We start from the raw sequence: 20,561 nt of genomic DNA on the forward strand, positions 1-20,561 counted from the left end.
ATTTAAGAGATTCTATATATATATCGTAAGCGTTACCATATCCATGCATAAAGGTGACAAAACCAACTTTTCTGCACTAATTGCAACTTCCACGCAAAAAAGAGCCGACAACTGCCAGCTCCTTCCTAAACACTGTATATTGATTCATTTCTTCTAATTCTCAATGCTCTTCTTATGTATTTATTCTACCTTGCTAACGCAAAATCATTATGGAATATCGTAGTCAAACACGGTATTCTCTCCATCTACGGCGACATCCATTACAATATCGGTTAGCTTTCCTTTGACTCGCAGCGGGGAGCCTGCCAAACCGGAAAATGCCAGTTGACCTTTAAATGTTCCATGCGGCTCAATCTCTACATGCACAGGCTTCAGCTGGACAGATTGCAGGGATTTATAGAGCGGATCATCCTGGTGTTTGTAACTGCTGGCCAAGTCAGGCAAGAGAACAGCTGCTACAGGCTCTCGGGTGTAATTTTTGAGTGTCAGGTCACAGTTTACTCGTGTAATGCCATTGTCCAGTACATCATAGGTACAGGAGCTATCATTTTGAACATAGGAAACACCATGGATACCGGAAGCCCCCCATTTGGCTACATACATCAATTTATCCGTCATGTAGGAATAACTGAGAACAATCGCGAGAACGATCAGCCAGAGCCGTTTGGCCAGAACCGGATATAATGGCAATATTTCTTTGCGTGTAAGATAGTAGCTGCACGCTAATATACCCATTCCAAAAAATAACGTGATATGCACACCACTTACGTAGGATGTGGTATAAGGTGACATGCCTATAGCAGACAACATCGTGTCCCCCACAGAGAAACCGAGGTGATGCTTAAACGTAAAAATGATACCAAACAGCAATAACATCGCAGAGAACACAAGTCTGGTTCTCGACACACGAACACCCCCTAATCAGCCACCTGATTATATCATATTTTTCCTTATTATGGTTTACAATCCAAATAAAAAAAGACGCTTCGGTTTTTAACCGAACACGTCTTTGGTTTTGCAACTCCAGTCTACTTCTTCGACAGGAATGCGTCGAGCTGCTCTTGTTTGGCTGCAATGATTTTATCAATACCTGCGGCTTTCAGCTTCTCCAGATATTTCGGAATCATCTCGTTCGGATCTACTGCACCCGAGGTCATACCCGGTTTAAACTGTTTGTTCACGTTGTTGACCGCAGCAATTTCGTTTTTGACGGATTGGCTGTTGAACGTAAAGCCCAGTGCAGGTGACTTAACACCTTTGGCATTAAACTCCTTGAACTTTTCCCATTTCTGCGGATCTTCATTATCCCAGAGATAGTTCAGGAACTGGTTACCCAGCTGCCATTGTGCGCCCGGATTGTATGTGCGACTGTTAGCATCTACCCCTTCCGGAAGGGTAATAATGTTGTCCTGTCCTTCTTTTTTCACATAATGTGTGCCTTCAATTCCGAAGTTGAGCAGGTTGTTGATTTCTTTGTCGGAATGCAGCAGGTTAATGACTTGCATCGCCTTCTCCGGCTGCTCCGAGGAACGGGAGATCGCCAGCATCGCACCAGAAGCATCTCCGGTTGTAATCGTAGGCTGGGTCATCTCAATCTGGGTCAGTGGATATCCGACGTACCCTTCTTCTTCCTTATCCTTGCCCGGCTTCATGCCATCGGTCCACAGGAAAGCCTTGCCTGCCTTGGCCTGATCTTTCGGGAACACATTGGAAGTTGCTGCATCACTGTTAATGTATCCAGCCTGATACCACTTGCGTGCAAGCTCAGCGGCTTCCTTGAATTCAGGGGTCTCTACTTCGTTCAGTACCTTCGTTGAACCCGCGGTTTTGGAGATGACGCCTGGAACGGATGCATCGCCCAGATAATCCCAGTCCAGATTCTCAAGCAGCCCGTTACCACTGGTATTGGAAATATAGAATGGAGTGATGCCCGGCTCATTTTCCTTGATCGTTTTGAGCAGCGGTTCCAAGTCAGCCCATGTTTTCACTGCGGTCAGATCGAGCTTGTATTTGTCAGCCAGATCTTTGCGTACCAGTACACCACGAGTTGCTGCCAATTCTTTGTTGGTAGGAACACCATAGTTTACGCCATCCACCTGGGAGCCTTCCAAAAAGGCTGGATCCAGATTTTTTTTGATATCCTGCCCATACTTGTCAAGCAGATCGTTCAGCGGCAAGAACGCACCTTTTGCCACATTGACGGTATAATTTTGCCAAGCCGCCGTGAAAATAATGTCCGCTTTTTCGCCGGAAGAAATCATCAAGTTCAGCTTGTTATCCCACTGACCCCAGTCGATCGCATTAATCTTGAGTGTTGCGCCGATCTTTGGCTCCATCCTTTTGTTGATCTCAGCTTCGACCAGAGCCACATCTTTCTGTGGTGTTCCCGGATAATACAGCGTCACTTCATAGGGCTTGCCTCCACTCTCCGCTGCACCGCCACCCTGTGCTTCCGGTGTTTTTCCGCCTTTGTCCGATGAGCAACCTGCCAGCACCAGGCTCAGCGCCACAACTGCTGCCGCGATACGCGGCCATACCTTAAACGTTCTTACCAATTGAACCCCTCCCGTCATATGTTGGACCCTGCAACCGATTGCCCCAATTCGCAATGTTCCCCAATCTGCAAAAGTCCGTTCCTTTGCCGGCCCTCCGGCGAGACTGTACTCGCTGCTTTTTGTATATGCCCTCTCAGGTCCATCTTCGATGATCCGTTGCCCTCTCCGCTAACCGGCCGGAGTTACCCCTTCACTGCGCCTACTGTAAGACCTTTGATGAAATACCGCTGGAAGAATGGATATGCCAGTACGATTGGACCAATACCGACAACAGCCATCGCCATTTGCAGTGTTTTATTCGGCAGATTCAGCAATATGCCCTGTGATGAAATCTGTGAAGAGACATTGGAGTTGGATGTTAAATATTGAATATCGAGCAGCGTCCGGTACATAAGGTACTGAAGACTGATCGTCCGGTTATCAGATATAAAAATCATGCTGAGATACCAGTCGTTCCAATAATTCAATGTGCTGAACAGTGCAACGGTCGCCATCACCGGAAGGGAGAGCGGAAGCACGATACGTGTAAACGTTCTCAATTCACCCGCTCCATCAATCCGTGCCGATTCAAGAATGGATAACGGAATGGAATTGGCGAAGAACGTACGCATGACCAGCACGAAGAACGGTGACAGCAGCAGCGGCATGATCAGTGCCAGAATCGAGTTTTTCAAATCCAGTACGTTTACATAGACGAGATACCAAGGGACCAGGCCGCCATTGAACAGCATGGTGAAAAAGATGAAAAAGGCGAACCACCCGCGATACGGCAAATCCCTCCGGGAAAGCGGGTACGCGTACAATGCCGTCAGTGCTACACTCGTTATTGTACCTATCACGGTTACGATAATTGAAATGCCATAGGAATGGATGATCTGATCCATATCTTTGAACAGAAAATCATAGGCCGTCAGGCTGAATTTCTCCGGAATCAGCTTATACCCGTTCGCAATGACTGTCGTCTCGTCCGAGAATGAGATCGCGAAGACAAGCAGGATCGGCACGATGCAGGCAATGGCATAGAATATAAACATAGCGTGTATGATAGACGCGGAACGCCGCGACACGGCTAATGGATCACGTGATTTCACAGCTGGCTTGCCTCCTCTCAAAATAATGCATTATCTTTGTCCATTCTCCTAACGATGGTATTGGATACGAGAACCAGTACAAATCCGACAACAGCCTGATACAGCCCGGCTGCCGAGGACATCCCGATATCGCCCCCAATAAGGAAGGTTCGGTATACATACGTATCCAGGACGTTCGTGACCGGGAACAATGCGCCTGATTCCAGCGGAACCTGGTAGAACAGACTGAAATCCGCGTAGAAAATACGACCGATCTGAAGCAATGTCATAATCACGATCAGCGGCACGAGAAACGGAACGGTAATGAAGCGAATCTGATGCCACTTGCTCGCACCATCCAGCACGGCCGCTTCATAATATTCCTCATCGATACCTACCACTGCTGCCAGATAAATGACCGCATAATAACCGATATTCTTCCATGTATTCACCAGCGGCAAAATGTACGGCCAATACTTGGGTTCTGAATACCAGTCAATTGGTTGTCCGCCAAAGATCTGAAGAATCGTCGAGTTCATGAAGCCTGAATCCTTGCCCAGAAACGCGAGCACCAGATAGCTGACTACGATCATCGAGAGAAAATATGGAAGCAGCATGAGGGACTGATACAATTTGGACATTGCCTTGTTCTTCACTTCATTCAACAATATCGCAAGCCCTACACCTACAACTAAATTCAGCGCAATAAATACGGTGTTATATGCGAGCGTATTACGTGTGATCTCCCAAGCATCACTGGTGGAGAACAAATACTTGAAATTATCCCAGCCGCTCCACGGACTGCCCCAAATGCCGTCGGCATAGTTTACATTTTTGAATGCAATCAGAACGCCGAACATCGGCATATAGTTGTTCACCAGCAGAAATAGAATGCCTGGCAAAAACATGAGATACAAAACCTTGAATTTACCTAGATTGTACAGGACAGACTTTCGTTTTCGAACCGGTATGTCCCTTCCATCCGATAGACGTGCTGCCTTACCCGCCTGGGGTTGTGTCTTCATAACTTGTTCTCCCTCACTCCTCTTGAATTTCATCCTCAGGATGAAACACCGCTGTGTCTCCTGTGGTTCAAGTATACGGCGGGGCGTTCAGGTCCACTATCTGCTGTGGTGACCTGTTCACTGATCAAATTATGACTTTAGGGCACAAAAAAACAAAAGACGCAGCATGCTGCGTCAAATCTGTACCGTTCGGGACTGCTTGCGAAACTCCTGTGGGGTAATGCCCGTGCACTTTTTGAACATTTTCGTAAAATGAGAGTAATTGTAGTACCCGACCTTGCCTGCGATATCCGTCACCTTCACGGTAGACTGGGCCAATAACGTCTTCGCTTTGGCTACTCTGCGCTGGAGAATGAATTCGGAAAGCGACATGCCCTTTTCTTTACGAAACAGGCGGGATAGATAGGCCGGATTAAATCCGGCAAAGGATGCAAGTTCTTCTCGCATCAGCTCTTCACCAATATGATTTTCAATGTAAATGCACAACTGGTCCACAATGGTCATTGGACTGTGATCGTCCGGGTACAAAACCGGGATCGCACGACTGATCAGGTCTGATGTCCACTGCTTCAGCTGGGGCAACGAACGTGTCACAACGTTTTCTTCCGGCTCCCGTTCTCCGGGGTACAGGCTGCGTACAGATACATTCTTCTGATGAAGCAACGGGTAGATTACATGCAGCATCGCATGATAATACAAGCGCAGAATTTCGGGTGACAAACGCTCCTGTGCAGCCAGTAATTCAAAGATTTCATCTACACGCTCGCGCAGGTCGTCAAACTTTCCCGTTTCGAACAGGATGGACAGCTCGGAAAACCACGGTATCGGCAGAAAGCGGTCCTCCGTATCCCGGCCCACCTCGTCATAGATGAAGACCCCTTCAAGCTCGTTGATATTGCGACGCTCCATGTCCATCAGCTCATTCAGCATCCCCTGTAAATCTGTAACAGCAACCGGGACTCCGACGTAACAGGACAATCGGCAATAAAAGTACGTACCACACTCCTGGATATAGCTCTGACATCCTTGTGCCACTTCACTCGCCGTAGGTACGATCCCATCCTGTTCGTATGCAAGCACAATATTTAGCCCACTGTGGTCCTGAAACACTTCACCGGGTTTGTCACCAAGCAGCATTTCCTTGGCAGCATTGCGAAGCGCATATTCCAGGACTTCCTCATCACGCAGATCAAAGTCTCGCACCCATTCTTCGACAGATATGACAATGGGCAACAGTCGCACTTGCGGATCAATCTCGGCTCCATAGACCTCGGCCAGCTCCTGAAGCTTTTGCTGGGTTAAGGTTACGCGCTGTGAGATGGCGTCTTTCCAGAAACGCTCGGTTAACAGCGGTTTATGCGTTTGCCAGCGTTTGTACACGGTCTCATATACTTCATTGGTGCGGGAACGCTGCTCGCCATCCTTGATTTTGTCCATGGCCTGGCTCACTACCTTGAGCAACTGGTCTGCGGGAGCAGGTTTCAGTACATAATCGAAGCTGTTCAGCTTGATTGCCGTTTGGGCATAATCGAACAGGGCATGCCCTGTAAGAAAAATCGTCAGCATGCCGGGATCATGCTTTAACACCCAGCTCTGCAGATCCAGTCCCGTTTCACCCGGCATTTCAATATCACAGATCATAATATCGATGGGATGGGCTTTCATCAGCACTCTCGCCTCTTCCGCATCACCAGCACTGAATACCTGGTCAATTCCGGCCAGGCTCCAGTCCACCCCTTCCACCATCGCTTGCAGGGCGTATACTTCATCATCCACGATCAACAGGTTCCGCATAGGCTCTCCCTTCTTCCTCTTCCGTCTGGGCGGGCATATGAATATGGACTGCTGCCCCTCCTTCAGTCTGATTGCTAAACTGCAATCCGGCATGTTCGCCGTATTTTACAAGCAGCCGATGGATAACATTCCAGATGCCAATGTGTTGTCCCCCCGGATCTTCGGCGTAATGCCCCTGTTGCAGGCGCTCCAGTATTTCTTGCTCAAATCCAACACCGTTATCCGTAATCGCAAGTTGAAGAACCGAAGATGGCGCAGGATCAGATAACGTTTTCGACTTGCGTGCTGTTATGCGAATAACAAATGGCTCTGTGCGTCGCTGATAACCATGAATGATAGCATTCTCCACAAAAGGCTGAATCGTTAAGGGCGGCAGCACATAGTGCCCAAGATCCGGTTCAACATCCAGAACGAAATCCAGCTTGTTTGGAAACCGCAGCTTCTGGATCTCCAAATAATGACTGATATGTTCCAATTCTTCATCCAATCGAATGACACGTTTGCCTGCACGCAGGCTGAACCTGAAATAATCTGCCAGATGACCAGCCATCTGCTGCACCAGCTCATGCTTTTGCAAGGAAGCCAGGCTATGAATGATATTCAATGAATTCAGGTAAAAGTGAGGATTAATCTGCATCTGCAATTGTTTAAACTCTGCTTCCCTCGTCCGCAATTGCTCCTCATACACATCAATCTTCAGATGCTGGATCTCACTTGTCATCTGATTGAAGCTGTGCGTGACAAACTCCAGTTCAGATGAAGCCGGCGTCTCAAGCCTTACATCAAGTTCTCCACGGCTAACCCTCCTCATGCCGCGTATGAGCACATTCATTGGACGGAACAGAAGCTGCCTGAGGAAGATCATAGCTGTAATCAGGATGACCGCTGCACCAATCGGAAGCAGGCGAATGATCTGCTGAAAAAATGGCAGGTTTCGCATCATATCCTCCTCGGGCAGCAGCACAATATAATTCATCTCAGACATAGCTGAGGGAATGCCAAGCATCAGATACTGACGTGCATTGCCTGTGGATGTCACTTCAGAGATCACCTGGTATGGATTATTCAGTCCAGTAATATGGGCTGCAGCCAGTTTGATTTGTGCCGAGTTCAGGGCTGAATCAGACAGCGCCCCGCCATCCGCCCCCACGATGACTGCACCTCCCCGGTCACCGGATTCCGTGAATTGCTCGGGGTGATTCAGTGCGTTCATGTCCACCAGTGCCCCTGCATAGAACTGGGCGTTGATCCGCACCGTTTTGACCAAGGCATTCCAAGTGCCCCCCCGAACGATGCTCCACTCTGGCTTCTGGATTTCCCCCTCCAGCTGCTGGATTTGTACCGGCATGCTCTCCTGCACAACCGACATTTTGACATCATAATTGCCTGAAGTAGCGAGTAACAGATCGTCATTCACAGTATCGTACAGAAAAAATGAATCGATCAGATTATAAAATCCGATATCGGTCATGAATTTGTTCATAATGCGTTGTTTTGCAATAATGTAATCGCCGCTGCCGTACTTCAGAAAAAACAGCGAGATAATATCCGGGTCACGCTCGCCCAGACTGTATAAATACCGATTGGTCTCCTGCAGCACGCGTTCGTTCTGCTCCACACTTTTCGCAAGATGATTCATATTGGTGAGAGACACTTGATCACGCACAACTTTCATGGCATATACGTTGTTGTAATATAGCAGCATGAATAGCGGCAGCATGATCAATGTCAGACCCACAATAAACTTAAAGCGCAATGAACGGATGAAATTCATGAATTCCCGCCCTTTTGTCTAATCTGGATTTCAGTTCTTTTACACTACGTTTTAACCGCTATCAGGATCAAGTGTTTCTCCTGTTTTTCGATGCTCCACCTCTGTGTTTCTTCCATCTTCTTCCTTATAATGGCATGTTTATTGTAGTCATACTTGCTTGCGTCTGTCTATGTGGTTCCGTGACCTATTACTGTCAATTCTGGTGACTTGCACTTCTTGGCTTAAAGTACGTGTTCGAGGGTCCATGCTCTAATTAGTTCTCCATCTGTAAAAAAAATCCTGCTCCACACTCCACGAACGCCCGGTGATGACATGCATACGATATACCACTCCTTGAATTGACACCAAGGATGTAAGGAGGCATGTCCGATGAATATTCAACTCGTCCCATTGCATTATGTATATCTGGCTTTTATCGTCTTGATTATCGCCGTCATGGTTCGGCGTAGAGACACAACCATCATTTGTGTGGCAGGTATTATGACCATTGGACTCCTCGCGACCGAAACATTAAGCGGATCGGTTTCCGGCATCTTCAGCAGCTTTATCTACGCAGCCAAAGAGCTGCTCAGCACCATTTTTATCATCTCGATCATTGTCGCCATGAGTCGGGTGTTAATTCGGACGGGGATCAATGAAGTCATGGTGACACCGCTTACCCGGTTCATCCGTTCTCCACAGGTCGCCTATTGGGGAATTGGATTTATTATGATGATCGTATCACTGTTCTTCTGGCCCTCACCTGCCGTTGCTCTCGTTGGGGCTGTACTTCTTCCGGTAGCAGTACGAGTCGGACTTTCTCCCATCGGCGCTGCCATTGCCATGAATCTGTTCGGGCATGGAATTGCCTTATCAGGGGATTACATTATCCAAGGGGCACCCAAACTGACAGCTGATGCAGCTGGACTTCCCGTTACCGCTGTTATGACTGCAAGTATCCCGCTTGTCATCGTGATGGGGACAGTATCAACGGTAACCGCATTCTGGATGCTGCGCAAGGAGATGAAGTCAATTTCCCCCGTTAAACTTAGTGATCCGATCTCTAGTGAAGCCGTAACCGTCCATCCACCTTCGTCAGACTCTGCGCCGATTTCCGAGATGCCAGCCGTTCCACGTCAACCAATGCCGCCACGTTTGCAAAAGGTATTTGCTTTAATTATCCCATTGTTATTTTTAGTCGATGTCATTCTGATGTTTTTACTTAAACTTCAAGGCGGTGATGCCACAGCGTTAATTGGTGGAACAGCCGTGCTCATTCTGATTGCCGTATCAATTGCCGCGCATCGTCATACAGGTCCGGAAGAAACAACAAACTATTTAATTGAAGGATTTCAGTTCGGGTTCAAGGTGTTTGGTCCTGTCATACCAATTGCCGCTTTCTTTTATCTTGGGGATGCTGCGATCAAAGAACTGTTCAACAACCCGCTGCCTGCTGGTTCACACGGGATTGTGAATGATTTAGGGGTTGCTCTAGCAGGGTTAGTGCCATTGAATAATACGGTAGGTGCTATAACGATGACTGTGACCGGAGCAGTCACGGGAATGGATGGTTCGGGGTTCTCTGGAATATCCCTGGTCGGCTCCATTGCGTCCATGTTTGCAGGCACGGCAGATTCCGCACCTGTCTTGACGGCACTGGGTCAGGTCGCCGCCATATGGGTAGGCGGTGGGACCTTAATTCCATGGGCCTTAATTCCAGCCGCTGCCATTTGCGGAGTCAGTCCATTTGAACTGGCACGACGTAATCTGAAGCCGGTACTGCTGGGATTAACAGTTACTACCATTGTGGCTATCTTTCTAATCTGATTGCGAGACCATTTTATTCGAACTGAAAAGACGTACGTAAACGTGCCCATTGCCAAAGCTCATCCTTGCTCATTGCGGCCAGATGAACCATCATGTGACAACCTCGGGCACCGGCTCATTCCGATGCTCCTGTAACGACTTGTTTCACACGCCCTACCTGTCCACTGGTCAAACGTACTTTGATTCCATGCGGGTGTGTAGGCGATTTGGTCAACAAATCCTTCACGATACCACGTGTCAGTTTGCCTGTCGGCTGATCTTGCTTGAGCACGATATCCACTTCAAGACCCGGTTTGATATTTACGCGTTGTTGTCCGTTCATGGGTTTCCTCTCCTCTTCAACGTATTCCATGTCATGCAGCCCTAATTTACAAAGCTTCATCTATTGTAGACGTTTTGGATTGAAAACGAAAGCCATGTCCAATGTTCAAAAACATAACTGAACTGTTATTTCCGCTCTGAAGAGGGATCAGAAGATTTGCTTTTCATCACTTTCAGAGCTGATCGATAGACTTCATCTGCACTCTTTTCAGATTCTTTTGTCTCCGTCAGCACCGCTTCCTCTTCCACTTCAGCAGGTTTACGGAAATGAAGCAACGCTTGACGGTAAGCTTGATCACCATCTGTCGTCTGTGTCTCCTTTTTCTGAGGTGAAGGGGTCACCTGGGAAGTGGAATCCATATGGTGAATCTCCGTTTGCCTGTGATCCTCATGCTCCAAAACCTCTGCATGCTCTGCCTCTGCGTAAATTCGGTCTTCCTTCCGGGTTTGATCTTCTTCATGCAGCAGGACAGGCCCTTTATCCACCTCTGCTATTTTGGAAGCTCTTGCTTCTGCAGCCTTGCGGGACGATCTGGAGTTATAAATCATCAGAAACACAACCCCAATAACAACAATTACCACCAAAATGATCAACATATGAGCATCCTCCTTATCATCCGCCTGTAGGCAGCCTTAATCAATATATTGGTGCCCTATTCTGCGAATAATATTTCATCTTGTTTCGTATAGAGCGACAAAGTAGCGGGAATGCTCCAAACAGGATTGTCAGCAGAAGACTTTCAGCACCGATTGTAGAGAAGGTATACAGAAAACCGAATTGAGGAGGAATGATCAGCATGAATTCACGCGCCATTTTGATCAATATCATTGTTATACTGGTGATTTTGGGAGCCGGAGCGGCCGGGATCTACTATTACAACCAATCCACCAGCTACGTTAAAACCGATAATGCACTTGTTACCGGGCAGCCGATCTCCGTGGCTTCCGCAGTAGGCGGTGAGCTTCGATCCTGGAAAGGCAAGGTGGGAACAACATTTAATGCAGGTGATACCGTTGCCACTGTCACTGCTGCAGGAAAATCCACATCCGTGACGATGCCTGTCAATGGCACCATCGTACAACAGACCGCCGTCGAGAATTCGCTAGTATCTGCCGGTACGCCCCTCGCACGGGCCTATGATTTCAATAACCTGTACGTGACGGCCAATGTGGACGAGACCGCGATTGATAAAATTAAAGCAGGTCAGATCGTCGATGTATATGTCGATGCGTTTCCAGACACCACATTGACAGGCAAAGTAGACCAGATCGGACTTGCCACGGCGTCCTCCTTTTCATTGCTGCCGTCGTCCAATACCAATGCGAATTACACCAAAGTAACACAAGTCATCCCGATCATCATTACGATCGAAGGATATAAAGGACTGGGTGTAGTTCCCGGCATGAGCGCTACCGTGCGCGTTCATATCTAAGGCTGCCGATGGATAATCAAGTACCTCTTGGGAAAACCATTGCTGTCCTGCTGCTTGGCGCCTTTATCGCCATTCTGAACCAGACTTTGCTCAATGTAGCCATCCCCCATCTGATGAATGACTTCAATGTCTCCGCAACGACCGTGCAGTGGCTGTCCACAGCTTATTTGCTGGTGAACGGGGTACTCATACCGATTACCGCCTACTTGATCGAGTCGTTCGGAACCCGCAAATTGTTCGTGACTGCGATGCTGTTGTTTACGTTAGGTTCGTTGATCTGTGCCATCAGTCCTGGATTTACGGTCATGCTCATCGGTCGTATCGTACAAGCCAGTGGGGCCGGTATTATTATGCCTTTGGTTATGAACGTGTTTCTGACTGTATTCCCTCCTGAGAAACGGGGAACCGCCATGGGCACGATGGGCATTGCCATGATGTTTGCTCCGGCCATTGGCCCGACGTTATCTGGATGGATCGTGGAACACTATACATGGCGGATTCTGTTCTATATGGTCATCCCGCTTGCCTTGCTTGATATTTTGTTTGCCTTTATTTGGCTGAGAAATGTGTCCAAGCTTACTTCACCGAAATTTGATGGTTTTGGCGCTTTATTCTCCACCATCGGTTTCGGCTTTCTGTTATATGGATTCAGCTCTGCAGGAGATAAAGGCTGGACCAGTGCGACAGTGCTGTTGACACTGATCATCGGCGTGCTCTTCATCGTCTTCTTTGTTCTCAGAGAAACGGCCATGAAGAACCCTCTGCTGGAATTTCGTGTATTCAAATACGACATCTTCACCATCTCGACGCTGGTCAGTGCAACGATTAACATGGCACTCTTTGGCGGCATGCTGCTGTTACCGATCTATCTGCAAAATATAAGGGGCTTCTCTCCATTGCAATCCGGGTTATTGCTGCTGCCTGGCGCATTGCTAATGGGCGTCATGTCTCCCATCTCAGGTGCCCTGTTTGACCGAATCGGCTCTCGCCCCCTAGCCATTGTTGGTTTGATCATTACCGCCATCACCACCTTTGAGTTTAGCAAATTGACGGGGGAGACACCTTATGGTCACATCATGATGCTATACACGTTCCGCAGCTTCGGCATGTCCATGCTGATGATGTCTGTACAGACAGAGGGGTTAAACCAATTGCCGCCTCATCTCACCAGTCATGGTACGGCCATGTCCAATACGGTCAGACAGGTCGCAGGCTCAATCGGAACCGCGCTGCTCATCACCGTAATGGCGACACGTGCAGGCATTCATTTGGCCGATTACAGCAATACCGTGACCACAACCAATGTCGCACTGACAGAACAAGTCGGTATGCTGGGCACGCAAATGGCTACTGCGGCGGGAATGCCACCTGAACAAGGTACCAGTCTAGCATTACAGCAGCTCTATGGTATTGCTGTTCAGACGTCAACCATTGAAGGCATTAACGATGCTTTCATTGTAGCGACCTGGATTTCGATCATTGGTCTGTTTCTGTCATTGTTCCTGCGGCGGGCTCGCTCCCGTCCTCGTAAAGTCAAGCCTGAACGCTAAATACGCTGGCAACCTCTAACCCTCTATACAACCCTGTATCACAGATAAAATCCGCAAGCTTTACTTAGATCAATGGAAACAATAAAAACCGCAAGTCTCTTCAATCCAGAGACCTGCGGTTTTTGCTTGTGCTATGGAAGCTTGGGTAAGGATGAATTGTCATCCTTGGCAGCCTCTCTCGCCTTGACGGCAAGCAGTTCCGATACAGTTACAAAACGATATCCCTGCTCCTGCAACTTAGGCAGAATTGTTTTTAGCGCGGCAACGGTCTGAGACTTGCCCTCCACCTTATCATGAAACAGAACAATGTCCCCGTTACGTGCATTCTTTAGCACTTTGTTCACAATGGCTGATACACCTGGTGAAGCCCAATCACGTGTATCCTGATGCCAGGACCATAGCACAATCGTATAGCCTTGCTGTTTGGCGACCTGAATGACCATGTCATTGTAATAGCCTCCCGGGGGTCTAAACAACGTCGGACGCTGCGCCCCTGCTCCAACAATGGATTTCTCCGCTATGTTCATTTCGTGGCTGTACTTGTCCGCCCTTGTTGACCTGACCGCGTACGTATGTGCATACGTATGATTAGCGATTTCATGTCCTTCCCGCTGCTCCTGCTTAATCAAGTCAGGAAACTTATCCGCCCATTTACCAAGCACAAAAAAAGTGCCTTTGGCCTGATATTGCTGGAGCAAAGCCAGAATCTGCGGGGTCTGGACCGGATCTGGTCCATCATCAAAGGTCAGTGCGATGAGTTTGTCATGCGTGGGAACCTCCCACACAATCTCTCCCCGTTCCTCATAATACTGTCGATTCTTCTGCACAGGTTTGGCGTAGGCAGAACTGCTGCCAAGCAAAAAAACCAGCGTACACAATCCGATGCATCGGGCTGCCTTCAGGTTCATGTTTATGTCCTCTCTTTATCTTCAAACGTAAACTCCCTGTTAGCATTTCCCGATTCATTCGAACTAATTAACGAAATATTTGATCAATGACTGCAATTTCCTCAGCTGTGAGCTCAACATCCAGTGTTTTCAGATTGTTGATGACCTGCTCCGGCTTCTTGGCACCAGGAATGAGCGCATCGATAGACGGCTGAGTCAAATACCAGGCCAGAACGAGATGTGCCACCTCAGCATTCTTGGACTGTGCAATGCTACGTAGTTGTTCCACCTTGTCCAGATTCTGAATAAAGGCTTCCCCCGTGAATAACGGGTTCTTGGCCCGTCCATCCTGGAAGGTTGTATCCCGATTATATTTGCCTCCCAGCAGACCTGCTGCCAGTGGGAAGTAAGGTACAAAAGAAATGTTATGCTCTGCCGTATAGGGCAGTAATTGCTTCTCCGCTTCTCTTTTGAACAGATTATATTCAGACTGCAGTACATCTACATCTCCATCCCGATTCGCCTCACGCAGCTGATCAATAGAGAAGTTGGACACTCCGATGGCACGAATTTTACCTTCGTCCTTCAAACGTTTCAGCGCACCTACGGCCTCATCCTTCGGTGTATGCTCATCCGGGAAATGAATATAAAACAAGTCGATATAATCGGTCTGCAGACGTTGCAGAGCCTCATCTACAGAGGTTTTGAGGAAAGCAGGCGAGTTATCAATAACGACGTTGCCATCCACAAATTGATGTGCAGCTTTCGTTGCAATGATGGTATCTTGGCGCTGACCCGTTTCTTTCAGCACTTCACCAATTAATCGTTCTGAATGCTCAGGACCATAGATGAAAGCAGTATCCAGAAAGTTAATGCCCTGTTTCAAAGCCGTACGAACGACATCCTTGCCTGTCTCATCATTCAGCATATTCGGATAGATGTTATGTCCTCCTACTGCATTTGCCCCCAATCCAATCGGGTTAACCATCAGATCGGTTTTGCCCAAACGAGTACGTTGTTCTGCCATTCTCATCCATCTCCTTTTCTGAGCGTTGATAACTCAAATGATATTATATCAGAGGGTTAAGCATATTTAAATTATCGGGTTTATCGGATTAAGTGTTTTTCAGCGCATTGGCTTCCACATCATTGATGAATCGACGAAGTTTGGCGGCCACATCGCGGTTGATTTCACCATTTTCGTATAGCTGCTGTATCGTATTGCGCTGCTCCTGAATCGCCACCATTTGCAATTCCAGCTTTTCCTGGTCAAATGGGTCTTCGGTTTTGCCCTGATTCCAGGTGCGTAATTTGGCAATAACCCGTTCATATCTGGAGATAACCGACAGAGCGACAATCCGGTTACTATCGTTCATATGAGCACGAATCGCCTTGATCGCTGCTTCAGAGGTACGCATCTTCACTTGACGGAACAGGTCGGCATTCTCAAGCATAAACGGCTGATCCGGCTTCTTTGAACCATTCGTAAACACATGTCCAAACACGCGTGCAATTTCACTGAGCGAGAACATCATCTGGGTATTCGTACGGTTCGCAAGCATCATCTCCTTACGATCCAGCCAGCTGTTGCATTTAAAGGCGGCTTCCGAAGCAATGACATTTTCATCCATCATCTTCTCAATCTCCTTGCGTTCAGCCCGCGTACCGATGAGATTAATGGCTGTTTCCTGTTTCAAAATGTCCTTGCGCTTACCCGCAGTAAGCTCGCCAGCCGCCTGCCTGATATATTTCGACAGATCGGAAACAACCGCAAGCGCAGCCGCTTTGTTCTCATCATTCATTTCCGACTTGACTGCACGAATGGCAGCATTCAGCATAATATCCTGTGCTTTTCGTTCCGTCGTTTGCGGTGTGCCTTCCTCCGCTTTTTCTTCGTTCTTCGCAAGAATAGGAAGGAACACACTTGCAGCAATCAGAGTGAACAGAATCACACCTGCCGCCAGGAATATGATCAGATCCCTTTCAGGAAATGGAGACCCGTCTTGGAGAACATAAGGGATGGAGAAGGCCCCCGCCAGTGTTACAGCCCCTCTCACACCCGAAAGGGTAATGATCGTAATTTCTTTCAGCCGGGGCTTCCCGCTCGACAACGCCTCACCGGAATTTTCATTTCCTTTCCAGAACAGATAGATCCAGACAAAACGAAGCACCAACAACAACACTGAGATGAGGCCCACATAGCCAATTACTTGGAGGTTATCAAACGAGACATTCTCGAAGATAGTACTTAACACATCCGGAATCTGTACCCCCAGAATGACAAAGACCAATCCGTTTAAAATAAATAAAATGACAGACCAGGTACTGGCAGATACCACCTGCATCTTCAGTTGTACAGACTCAGTCCGATCACGCTCAATCGCATGAATGATCCCACCAGCGACGACCGCAAGAATGCCCGAAACACCGACCTCTTCACTGACCAGATAAATGACAAAGGGCGTTAGAATTTGCAGTAACATATGAATCGTGACATCTTCCATCCCCAGACGCCGAATCCAGACACCCAATCGGATCAACAGGAACGATAACAAGGCACCAATCAGCAACCCGCCAATCGCGATAAGTATAAAACTAAATGACGCCTGAGCCAGGGAAAATACCCCTGTAACCGTGGCGGCAATCGCAAATTTGAATGCAACCAGACCGGATGCATCATTCATCAATGCTTCTCCCTCAAGAAGCCTATGTATGCTCTTGGGTAAATGCACACGACCTGCCATAGCGCCTACAGCCACAGCGTCTGTCGGGGACAGAATTGCCGCAAGTGCAAAAGCCGCAGGAAGCGGAATGGTTGGAATGAGCCAGTGAATGGCATATCCTGCCACAACAACCGTGACAAATACAAGGCCCAGGGCCAGCAAAAGGATGGGCGCTCTTAGATTCCACAGCTCGTGCCTCGGTGTTCGCTTCCCGTCGTTGTACAGCAACGGAGCGATAAAGAGCACGAAAAACAGTTCCGGATTCAGTGGCAGATGCACACCCGCAGGTAATAGTGCAATGGCTACACCGAGAACAATCTGAATCAACGGAATGGGGATAAAGGGTACAAATCGGTTCAAAATATTCGATAAACCGATCAGTACCAGCAAAACAAGCACGGCGATAAATAGTTCCATGATGACAATCCCTTTCCGAATAATGAAGTGGTGAAACCATTTTGTGTACCTTATTTTAACATAAACCAAAGTTCATTATAAAAATGTTGTCATATTAATACCCGTCCAAAGCGAATGGACAACAGTCCGATTGCAGATTTCTGATTGGTTCTGTTTATAAGATGTTACAATATGCTCAGGACAATACCCGTTTGGAAAGGAACTTGGTGTCTATGGCATTTGGAATTAAACGACAGGAGCTGGCTGAGTGGAAAGAACGTGTTTCTCGTGGCGACCTTGCCTATCTCACTCATTTCTGGATCGACAACCGTTTTCCGGGCATTACCAGTGTGACCAAAGTGGGCTGCTCGGATCTGAAACGGCTTGAGGACTGGTGTAGAGAGCATGGACTCGACCCACGTTACATCCATCGGCGTCAGCCTTTCCCCCATTTTGACCTGCTCGGTAAAAAACAGAAGGAAATTCTGATCATGGAAGGTTTGACCGATCACATTCAACGTTTCCATCTCTGATTGAAAATTAAAACGCCAGCCTTCAAGATTCAAGTCCCAAAGCGGGCTTCAAATCTTGAAGGCTGGCGTTTTACACACCTTTTATTTAGCGATGCGTTTGTTCCAACGTTTTCATTTTTTCCAGCAGTTTCAGCTCAATTTTCTTCAGCATGCCAAACATCTGCAGTTGTTCCTCTTCCGTAAGCGCCTGCAAAAGTTCCCACGTCATCCGACCGCGATTATTAATCAACGTTTTTGCAAGCTGCTTCCCATCTTCCGTTAAGGACAACCATACAATTCTTCGGTCCTCTTCGCTGCGCACCCGCTGAATAAGACCTTCACTTTCCAGTTGATTCAGCACAATTGTGGTTGCTCCTGAAGATAGACTAAGTTGTCTGGCCACATCCACAGCCATACAGCGTTCTTCACGTAGAATCATACCCAATATATGACTTTTCGTCGGATTCAATTTGCAGTTTGTTTCATTCTTTTGCTGCTGATCCAATACTTTATTTTTATATCTGAAGAAGGCCTCCAACAATTGATCCACATTTGCCAATTGAGAGTTTCGCTCCGTATCCGGGCTCATAAACGTTCCTCCTACCTTTGATCATAACCTACCTTATATTGTAACATATTTGTACTATTTTGTTTGTGAAAAATGCGCTTGTTTCCCAAACCCTTTACTTGTCTGTAAAGTTCATGCTTATTTTACGGTTTCATGTGACAAGCTATCTTATAGCATGAACAGATAACCACACAAGGAGGAATGAAGCAATGAACATTTATATTGTTTTCGATAGTGAAGGCGGTCATACACGAGCACTTGGCGAGTCGATTGCTGCTGGCGCGGCCAGTGTGCATGGTGCAACCGTTCATTTGCATTCCACAGAAGAAGCCGACATCTATAAGCTGGTGGAAATGGACGCCATTATCTGGGGCTGCCCCGGACATTTTGGTTCCATCAGCTCCGGGTTGAAAAAGTGGATCGACAAGCTGGGCTACCTCTGGGCAGAGGGCAAGCTTGTAGACAAAGTGGGTGCAGTGTTCTGTACCATCGCGACCGAGCATGGAGGACTGGAGTCAACGTTGATTCATCTGCTGACACCCATGCTCCATCAGGGCATGATCATTACCGGACTACCTGGAAACTTTGCAGATAATGCATTATATGGATCTTATTATGGTGTTGGGGTGACATGTCCGGTGGACAGTGATGATCTGCTTAGCGAACAGGGCATAGCACTTGGTAAAGCTCTGGGAGAACGCGTGGCTCGCATAACCAACCGACTAATCACATAGATATCAGAGTATTTCCCTTAAAAGAATTTGCTGTTCTTATCAAGCCTGCGCTCATAAGCTGAAAAGCAGTACCGCAGGCTTGAATCCTCCTTCCTGTAGAGAAATAGAAGGATTCTATTGCATTATTGGATTGAATTTGTTTATAATAACGTATATCTTTAAAGTTACTTTTAGTTACTTAATGATTTTTATAAATCTGTTATTATAAAGTAATAGGTTATTCATCCATTATATTGCAAGGGAATTTTACACATGAATCAAAATTCGTATTTAAAAACTGACGTTTGTATTGTGGGAGCTGGTCCTGGTGGGGCTCTACTCTCATTCCTGCTGAAACGGCAGGGAATATCCACCATTCTGATCGAGCGCCAGCCGCACCTTCTTAAGTCGTTTCGTGGCGAAGTTCTTAATGCAGATGGTGAACATGTATTGAATAAACATGGGTTATACCCTTCTGTCACCCAGCGTGGCGTGCTGCCTCTGGAGCAAATTCAATATTGGGAGAACGGTCAGATCATCCACACCATTTTCCCTGGAGAGCAAGAATCCCATGTGGGCATTCATGTTCCTCAGGATCATCTGCTGGAAGTCATCGTGTCACAATCACAGAACCAGGAAAACGAACAAGTCCTTTATAATACGGTTATGACTGGATTATTACGGAATAAGGCTGACCACACGGTTGGCATCAACATTCGGCAAGAAGGACGGCCTGCTTCCATTGAAGCAGCGGTTATTGTTGGTGCAGACGGCAGATATTCAGCTGTACGCAGACACGCTGGTCTGACCCCGGATATCCGCAAACATGGATACGATCTGTTATGGGCTCGCATTCCTGCTCCAGCAGGCTGGGAACCTGCTGTTCGAATGGCCAGTATGGATGGTCAGCAGTTGGCGCTATTCTCACAATTTGGAGGATACGTACAGATCGGATGGAACATCCCGCAAGGGTCCTTCTCCAAGCTGCGTGAACAGCCTTTTGCTCCCTTTGTACAGAAACTCGTGGCGGCCTTCCCCTGTCTCGCTGATTCGGTAGCTCAACATATCCAGACATGGAGTGATTTTGTTTTGTTATCCGTAGAGAGCAGTTTCGCCGAATTATGGGCGCAGGACAACGTGGTCTTGCTTGGTGATGCCGCTCACACGATGACTCCGACGGGCGCTTTTGGATTGAATGCAGCATTGGAAGATGCGGACGTGCTCGCTGAGCTGCTCATTGATATGGCAGCCGATCAATTCACTTCTACAGAACGGCTGCAAGAGCTGCAGGCCCGACGTGGAGAAAAAGTGAAGCAGCAGTTGGCTAGGCAACTGGAGATGGAGTCTTCGTTCCAGCAGCGGTACGAATCTTTTCAATAATGGGGCGTGTTATTCACGCACCGCGTAAATCAACAAACAGCCGATGACTCCCTG

Annotated in this window: 18 protein-coding genes; 6 read left to right on the forward strand and 12 right to left on the reverse strand. The window is 47.6% G+C overall.

Annotation, left to right across the window (positions count from 1 at the left end; all coding sequences use genetic code 11):
* Nucleotides 1–207: 207 nt before the first annotated feature.
* From BMW94_RS20105 to BMW94_RS20130, 6 genes are all read right to left on the reverse strand, one after another.
* Nucleotides 208–906 (reverse strand): hypothetical protein, encoded by a 699-nt coding sequence (locus BMW94_RS20105; protein WP_091000734.1) that lies wholly within the window; start codon nt 904–906, stop codon nt 208–210.
* A gap of 122 nt (nt 907–1,028) precedes the next feature.
* Nucleotides 1,029–2,555 (reverse strand): ABC transporter substrate-binding protein, encoded by a 1,527-nt coding sequence (locus tag BMW94_RS20110; RefSeq protein ID WP_091000735.1) that lies wholly within the window; start codon nt 2,553–2,555, stop codon nt 1,029–1,031.
* A gap of 182 nt (nt 2,556–2,737) precedes the next feature.
* Nucleotides 2,738–3,646, reverse strand: coding sequence for a carbohydrate ABC transporter permease (locus BMW94_RS20115; protein WP_091000736.1), 909 nt, complete (start codon nt 3,644–3,646; stop codon nt 2,738–2,740).
* Between the two features lie 17 nt (nt 3,647–3,663).
* Nucleotides 3,664–4,650, reverse strand: a complete 987-nt coding sequence (locus BMW94_RS20120) for an ABC transporter permease (protein ID WP_091000737.1) — start codon at nt 4,648–4,650, stop codon at nt 3,664–3,666.
* A 174-nt stretch (nt 4,651–4,824) separates the two neighbouring features.
* A complete protein-coding gene (locus tag BMW94_RS20125; RefSeq protein ID WP_175480776.1) occupies nt 4,825–6,444 on the reverse strand; it encodes a response regulator transcription factor in 1,620 nt (539 codons plus the stop codon).
* On the reverse strand, nt 6,419–8,218 hold the full coding sequence (locus BMW94_RS20130) for a sensor histidine kinase (RefSeq protein WP_091000739.1): 1,800 nt from the start codon (nt 8,216–8,218) through the stop codon (nt 6,419–6,421). The genes BMW94_RS20125 and BMW94_RS20130 overlap by 26 nt, the downstream gene beginning before the upstream one ends.
* Nucleotides 8,219–8,587: 369 nt before the next feature.
* On the opposite strand from BMW94_RS20130, the gene BMW94_RS20135 reads away from it, so the two are divergent.
* Nucleotides 8,588–10,024, forward strand: a complete 1,437-nt coding sequence (locus BMW94_RS20135) for a hypothetical protein (protein WP_091000740.1) — start codon at nt 8,588–8,590, stop codon at nt 10,022–10,024.
* 115 nt (nt 10,025–10,139) lie between these two features.
* Here the strand turns inward: BMW94_RS20135 and BMW94_RS20140 are convergent, their stop codons facing one another.
* Both BMW94_RS20140 and BMW94_RS20145 read right to left on the reverse strand, forming a co-directional pair.
* On the reverse strand, nt 10,140–10,346 hold the full coding sequence (locus tag BMW94_RS20140) for a YwbE family protein (protein WP_063564738.1): 207 nt from the start codon (nt 10,344–10,346) through the stop codon (nt 10,140–10,142).
* A 125-nt stretch (nt 10,347–10,471) separates the two neighbouring features.
* A complete protein-coding gene (locus BMW94_RS20145; RefSeq protein WP_091000741.1) occupies nt 10,472–10,942 on the reverse strand; it encodes a hypothetical protein in 471 nt (156 codons plus the stop codon).
* A gap of 200 nt (nt 10,943–11,142) precedes the next feature.
* Between BMW94_RS20145 and BMW94_RS20150 the strand changes: the two genes are divergently transcribed.
* Both BMW94_RS20150 and BMW94_RS20155 read left to right on the forward strand, forming a co-directional pair.
* Nucleotides 11,143–11,778 carry a biotin/lipoyl-containing protein gene (locus tag BMW94_RS20150; protein ID WP_091000742.1) on the forward strand — a complete coding sequence of 212 codons (636 nt, stop codon included), beginning with the start codon at nt 11,143–11,145 and terminating at the stop codon, nt 11,776–11,778.
* 8 nt (nt 11,779–11,786) lie between these two features.
* Nucleotides 11,787–13,328 carry a DHA2 family efflux MFS transporter permease subunit gene (locus tag BMW94_RS20155; RefSeq protein WP_091000743.1) on the forward strand — a complete coding sequence of 514 codons (1,542 nt, stop codon included), beginning with the start codon at nt 11,787–11,789 and terminating at the stop codon, nt 13,326–13,328.
* A 131-nt stretch (nt 13,329–13,459) separates the two neighbouring features.
* Here BMW94_RS20155 and BMW94_RS20160 read toward each other — a convergent pair whose 3' ends face one another.
* The 3 genes from BMW94_RS20160 to BMW94_RS20170 all read right to left on the reverse strand — a co-directional run bounded on the left by BMW94_RS20160 (nt 13,460) and on the right by BMW94_RS20170 (nt 17,355).
* Entirely contained in the window at nt 13,460–14,236 is a 777-nt protein-coding gene (locus BMW94_RS20160; protein ID WP_091000744.1) for a polysaccharide deacetylase family protein, read from the reverse strand.
* Between the two features lie 67 nt (nt 14,237–14,303).
* Nucleotides 14,304–15,242, reverse strand: coding sequence for an aldo/keto reductase (locus tag BMW94_RS20165; RefSeq protein WP_091000745.1), 939 nt, complete (start codon nt 15,240–15,242; stop codon nt 14,304–14,306).
* A gap of 88 nt (nt 15,243–15,330) precedes the next feature.
* The gene (locus BMW94_RS20170) at nt 15,331–17,355 is read right to left on the reverse strand and encodes a Na+/H+ antiporter (protein WP_091000746.1); all 2,025 of its coding nucleotides are present in this window, start codon (nt 17,353–17,355) and stop codon (nt 15,331–15,333) included.
* Between the two features lie 212 nt (nt 17,356–17,567).
* Between BMW94_RS20170 and BMW94_RS20175 the strand changes: the two genes are divergently transcribed.
* Nucleotides 17,568–17,867 (forward strand): hypothetical protein, encoded by a 300-nt coding sequence (locus tag BMW94_RS20175; RefSeq protein ID WP_091000747.1) that lies wholly within the window; start codon nt 17,568–17,570, stop codon nt 17,865–17,867.
* 85 nt (nt 17,868–17,952) lie between these two features.
* On the opposite strand, the gene BMW94_RS20180 is transcribed toward BMW94_RS20175, so the two are convergent.
* A complete protein-coding gene (locus BMW94_RS20180) occupies nt 17,953–18,435 on the reverse strand; it encodes a MarR family winged helix-turn-helix transcriptional regulator (protein WP_091000748.1) in 483 nt (160 codons plus the stop codon).
* 188 nt (nt 18,436–18,623) lie between these two features.
* Between BMW94_RS20180 and BMW94_RS20185 the strand changes: the two genes are divergently transcribed.
* Together BMW94_RS20185 and BMW94_RS20190 are read left to right on the forward strand one after the other, a co-directional pair.
* A complete protein-coding gene (locus BMW94_RS20185; protein WP_091000749.1) occupies nt 18,624–19,148 on the forward strand; it encodes an NAD(P)H-dependent oxidoreductase in 525 nt (174 codons plus the stop codon).
* A gap of 252 nt (nt 19,149–19,400) precedes the next feature.
* Nucleotides 19,401–20,507: an FAD-dependent monooxygenase gene (locus BMW94_RS20190; RefSeq protein WP_091000750.1), complete on the forward strand. Its 1,107-nt coding sequence runs from the start codon at nt 19,401–19,403 to the stop codon at nt 20,505–20,507.
* Nucleotides 20,508–20,561 lie beyond the last annotated feature (54 nt).

This window comes from Paenibacillus sp. OK003 (assembly GCF_900109515.1).
Lineage (GTDB): Bacteria > Bacillota > Bacilli > Paenibacillales > Paenibacillaceae > Paenibacillus > Paenibacillus marchantiae.

Bases quoted from the DNA above. Each gene is read 5' to 3' on its own strand.
- BMW94_RS20120 (WP_091000737.1), bottom strand. From the start codon at position 4,650: ATGAAGACACAACCCCAGGCGGGTAAGGCAGCACGTCTATCGGATGGA.
- BMW94_RS20125 (WP_175480776.1), bottom strand. From the start codon at position 6,444: ATGCGGAACCTGTTGATCGTGGATGATGAAGTATACGCCCTGCAAGCG.
- BMW94_RS20130 (WP_091000739.1), bottom strand. From the start codon at position 8,218: ATGAATTTCATCCGTTCATTGCGCTTTAAGTTTATTGTGGGTCTGACA.
- BMW94_RS20135 (WP_091000740.1), top strand. From the start codon at position 8,588: ATGAATATTCAACTCGTCCCATTGCATTATGTATATCTGGCTTTTATC.
- BMW94_RS20140 (WP_063564738.1), bottom strand. From the start codon at position 10,346: ATGAACGGACAACAACGCGTAAATATCAAACCGGGTCTTGAAGTGGAT.
- BMW94_RS20145 (WP_091000741.1), bottom strand. From the start codon at position 10,942: ATGTTGATCATTTTGGTGGTAATTGTTGTTATTGGGGTTGTGTTTCTG.
- BMW94_RS20150 (WP_091000742.1), top strand. From the start codon at position 11,143: ATGAATTCACGCGCCATTTTGATCAATATCATTGTTATACTGGTGATT.
- BMW94_RS20155 (WP_091000743.1), top strand. From the start codon at position 11,787: ATGGATAATCAAGTACCTCTTGGGAAAACCATTGCTGTCCTGCTGCTT.
- BMW94_RS20160 (WP_091000744.1), bottom strand. From the start codon at position 14,236: ATGAACCTGAAGGCAGCCCGATGCATCGGATTGTGTACGCTGGTTTTT.
- BMW94_RS20165 (WP_091000745.1), bottom strand. From the start codon at position 15,242: ATGGCAGAACAACGTACTCGTTTGGGCAAAACCGATCTGATGGTTAAC.
- BMW94_RS20170 (WP_091000746.1), bottom strand. From the start codon at position 17,355: ATGGAACTATTTATCGCCGTGCTTGTTTTGCTGGTACTGATCGGTTTA.
- BMW94_RS20175 (WP_091000747.1), top strand. From the start codon at position 17,568: ATGGCATTTGGAATTAAACGACAGGAGCTGGCTGAGTGGAAAGAACGT.
- BMW94_RS20180 (WP_091000748.1), bottom strand. From the start codon at position 18,435: ATGAGCCCGGATACGGAGCGAAACTCTCAATTGGCAAATGTGGATCAA.
- BMW94_RS20185 (WP_091000749.1), top strand. From the start codon at position 18,624: ATGAACATTTATATTGTTTTCGATAGTGAAGGCGGTCATACACGAGCA.
- BMW94_RS20190 (WP_091000750.1), top strand. From the start codon at position 19,401: ATGAATCAAAATTCGTATTTAAAAACTGACGTTTGTATTGTGGGAGCT.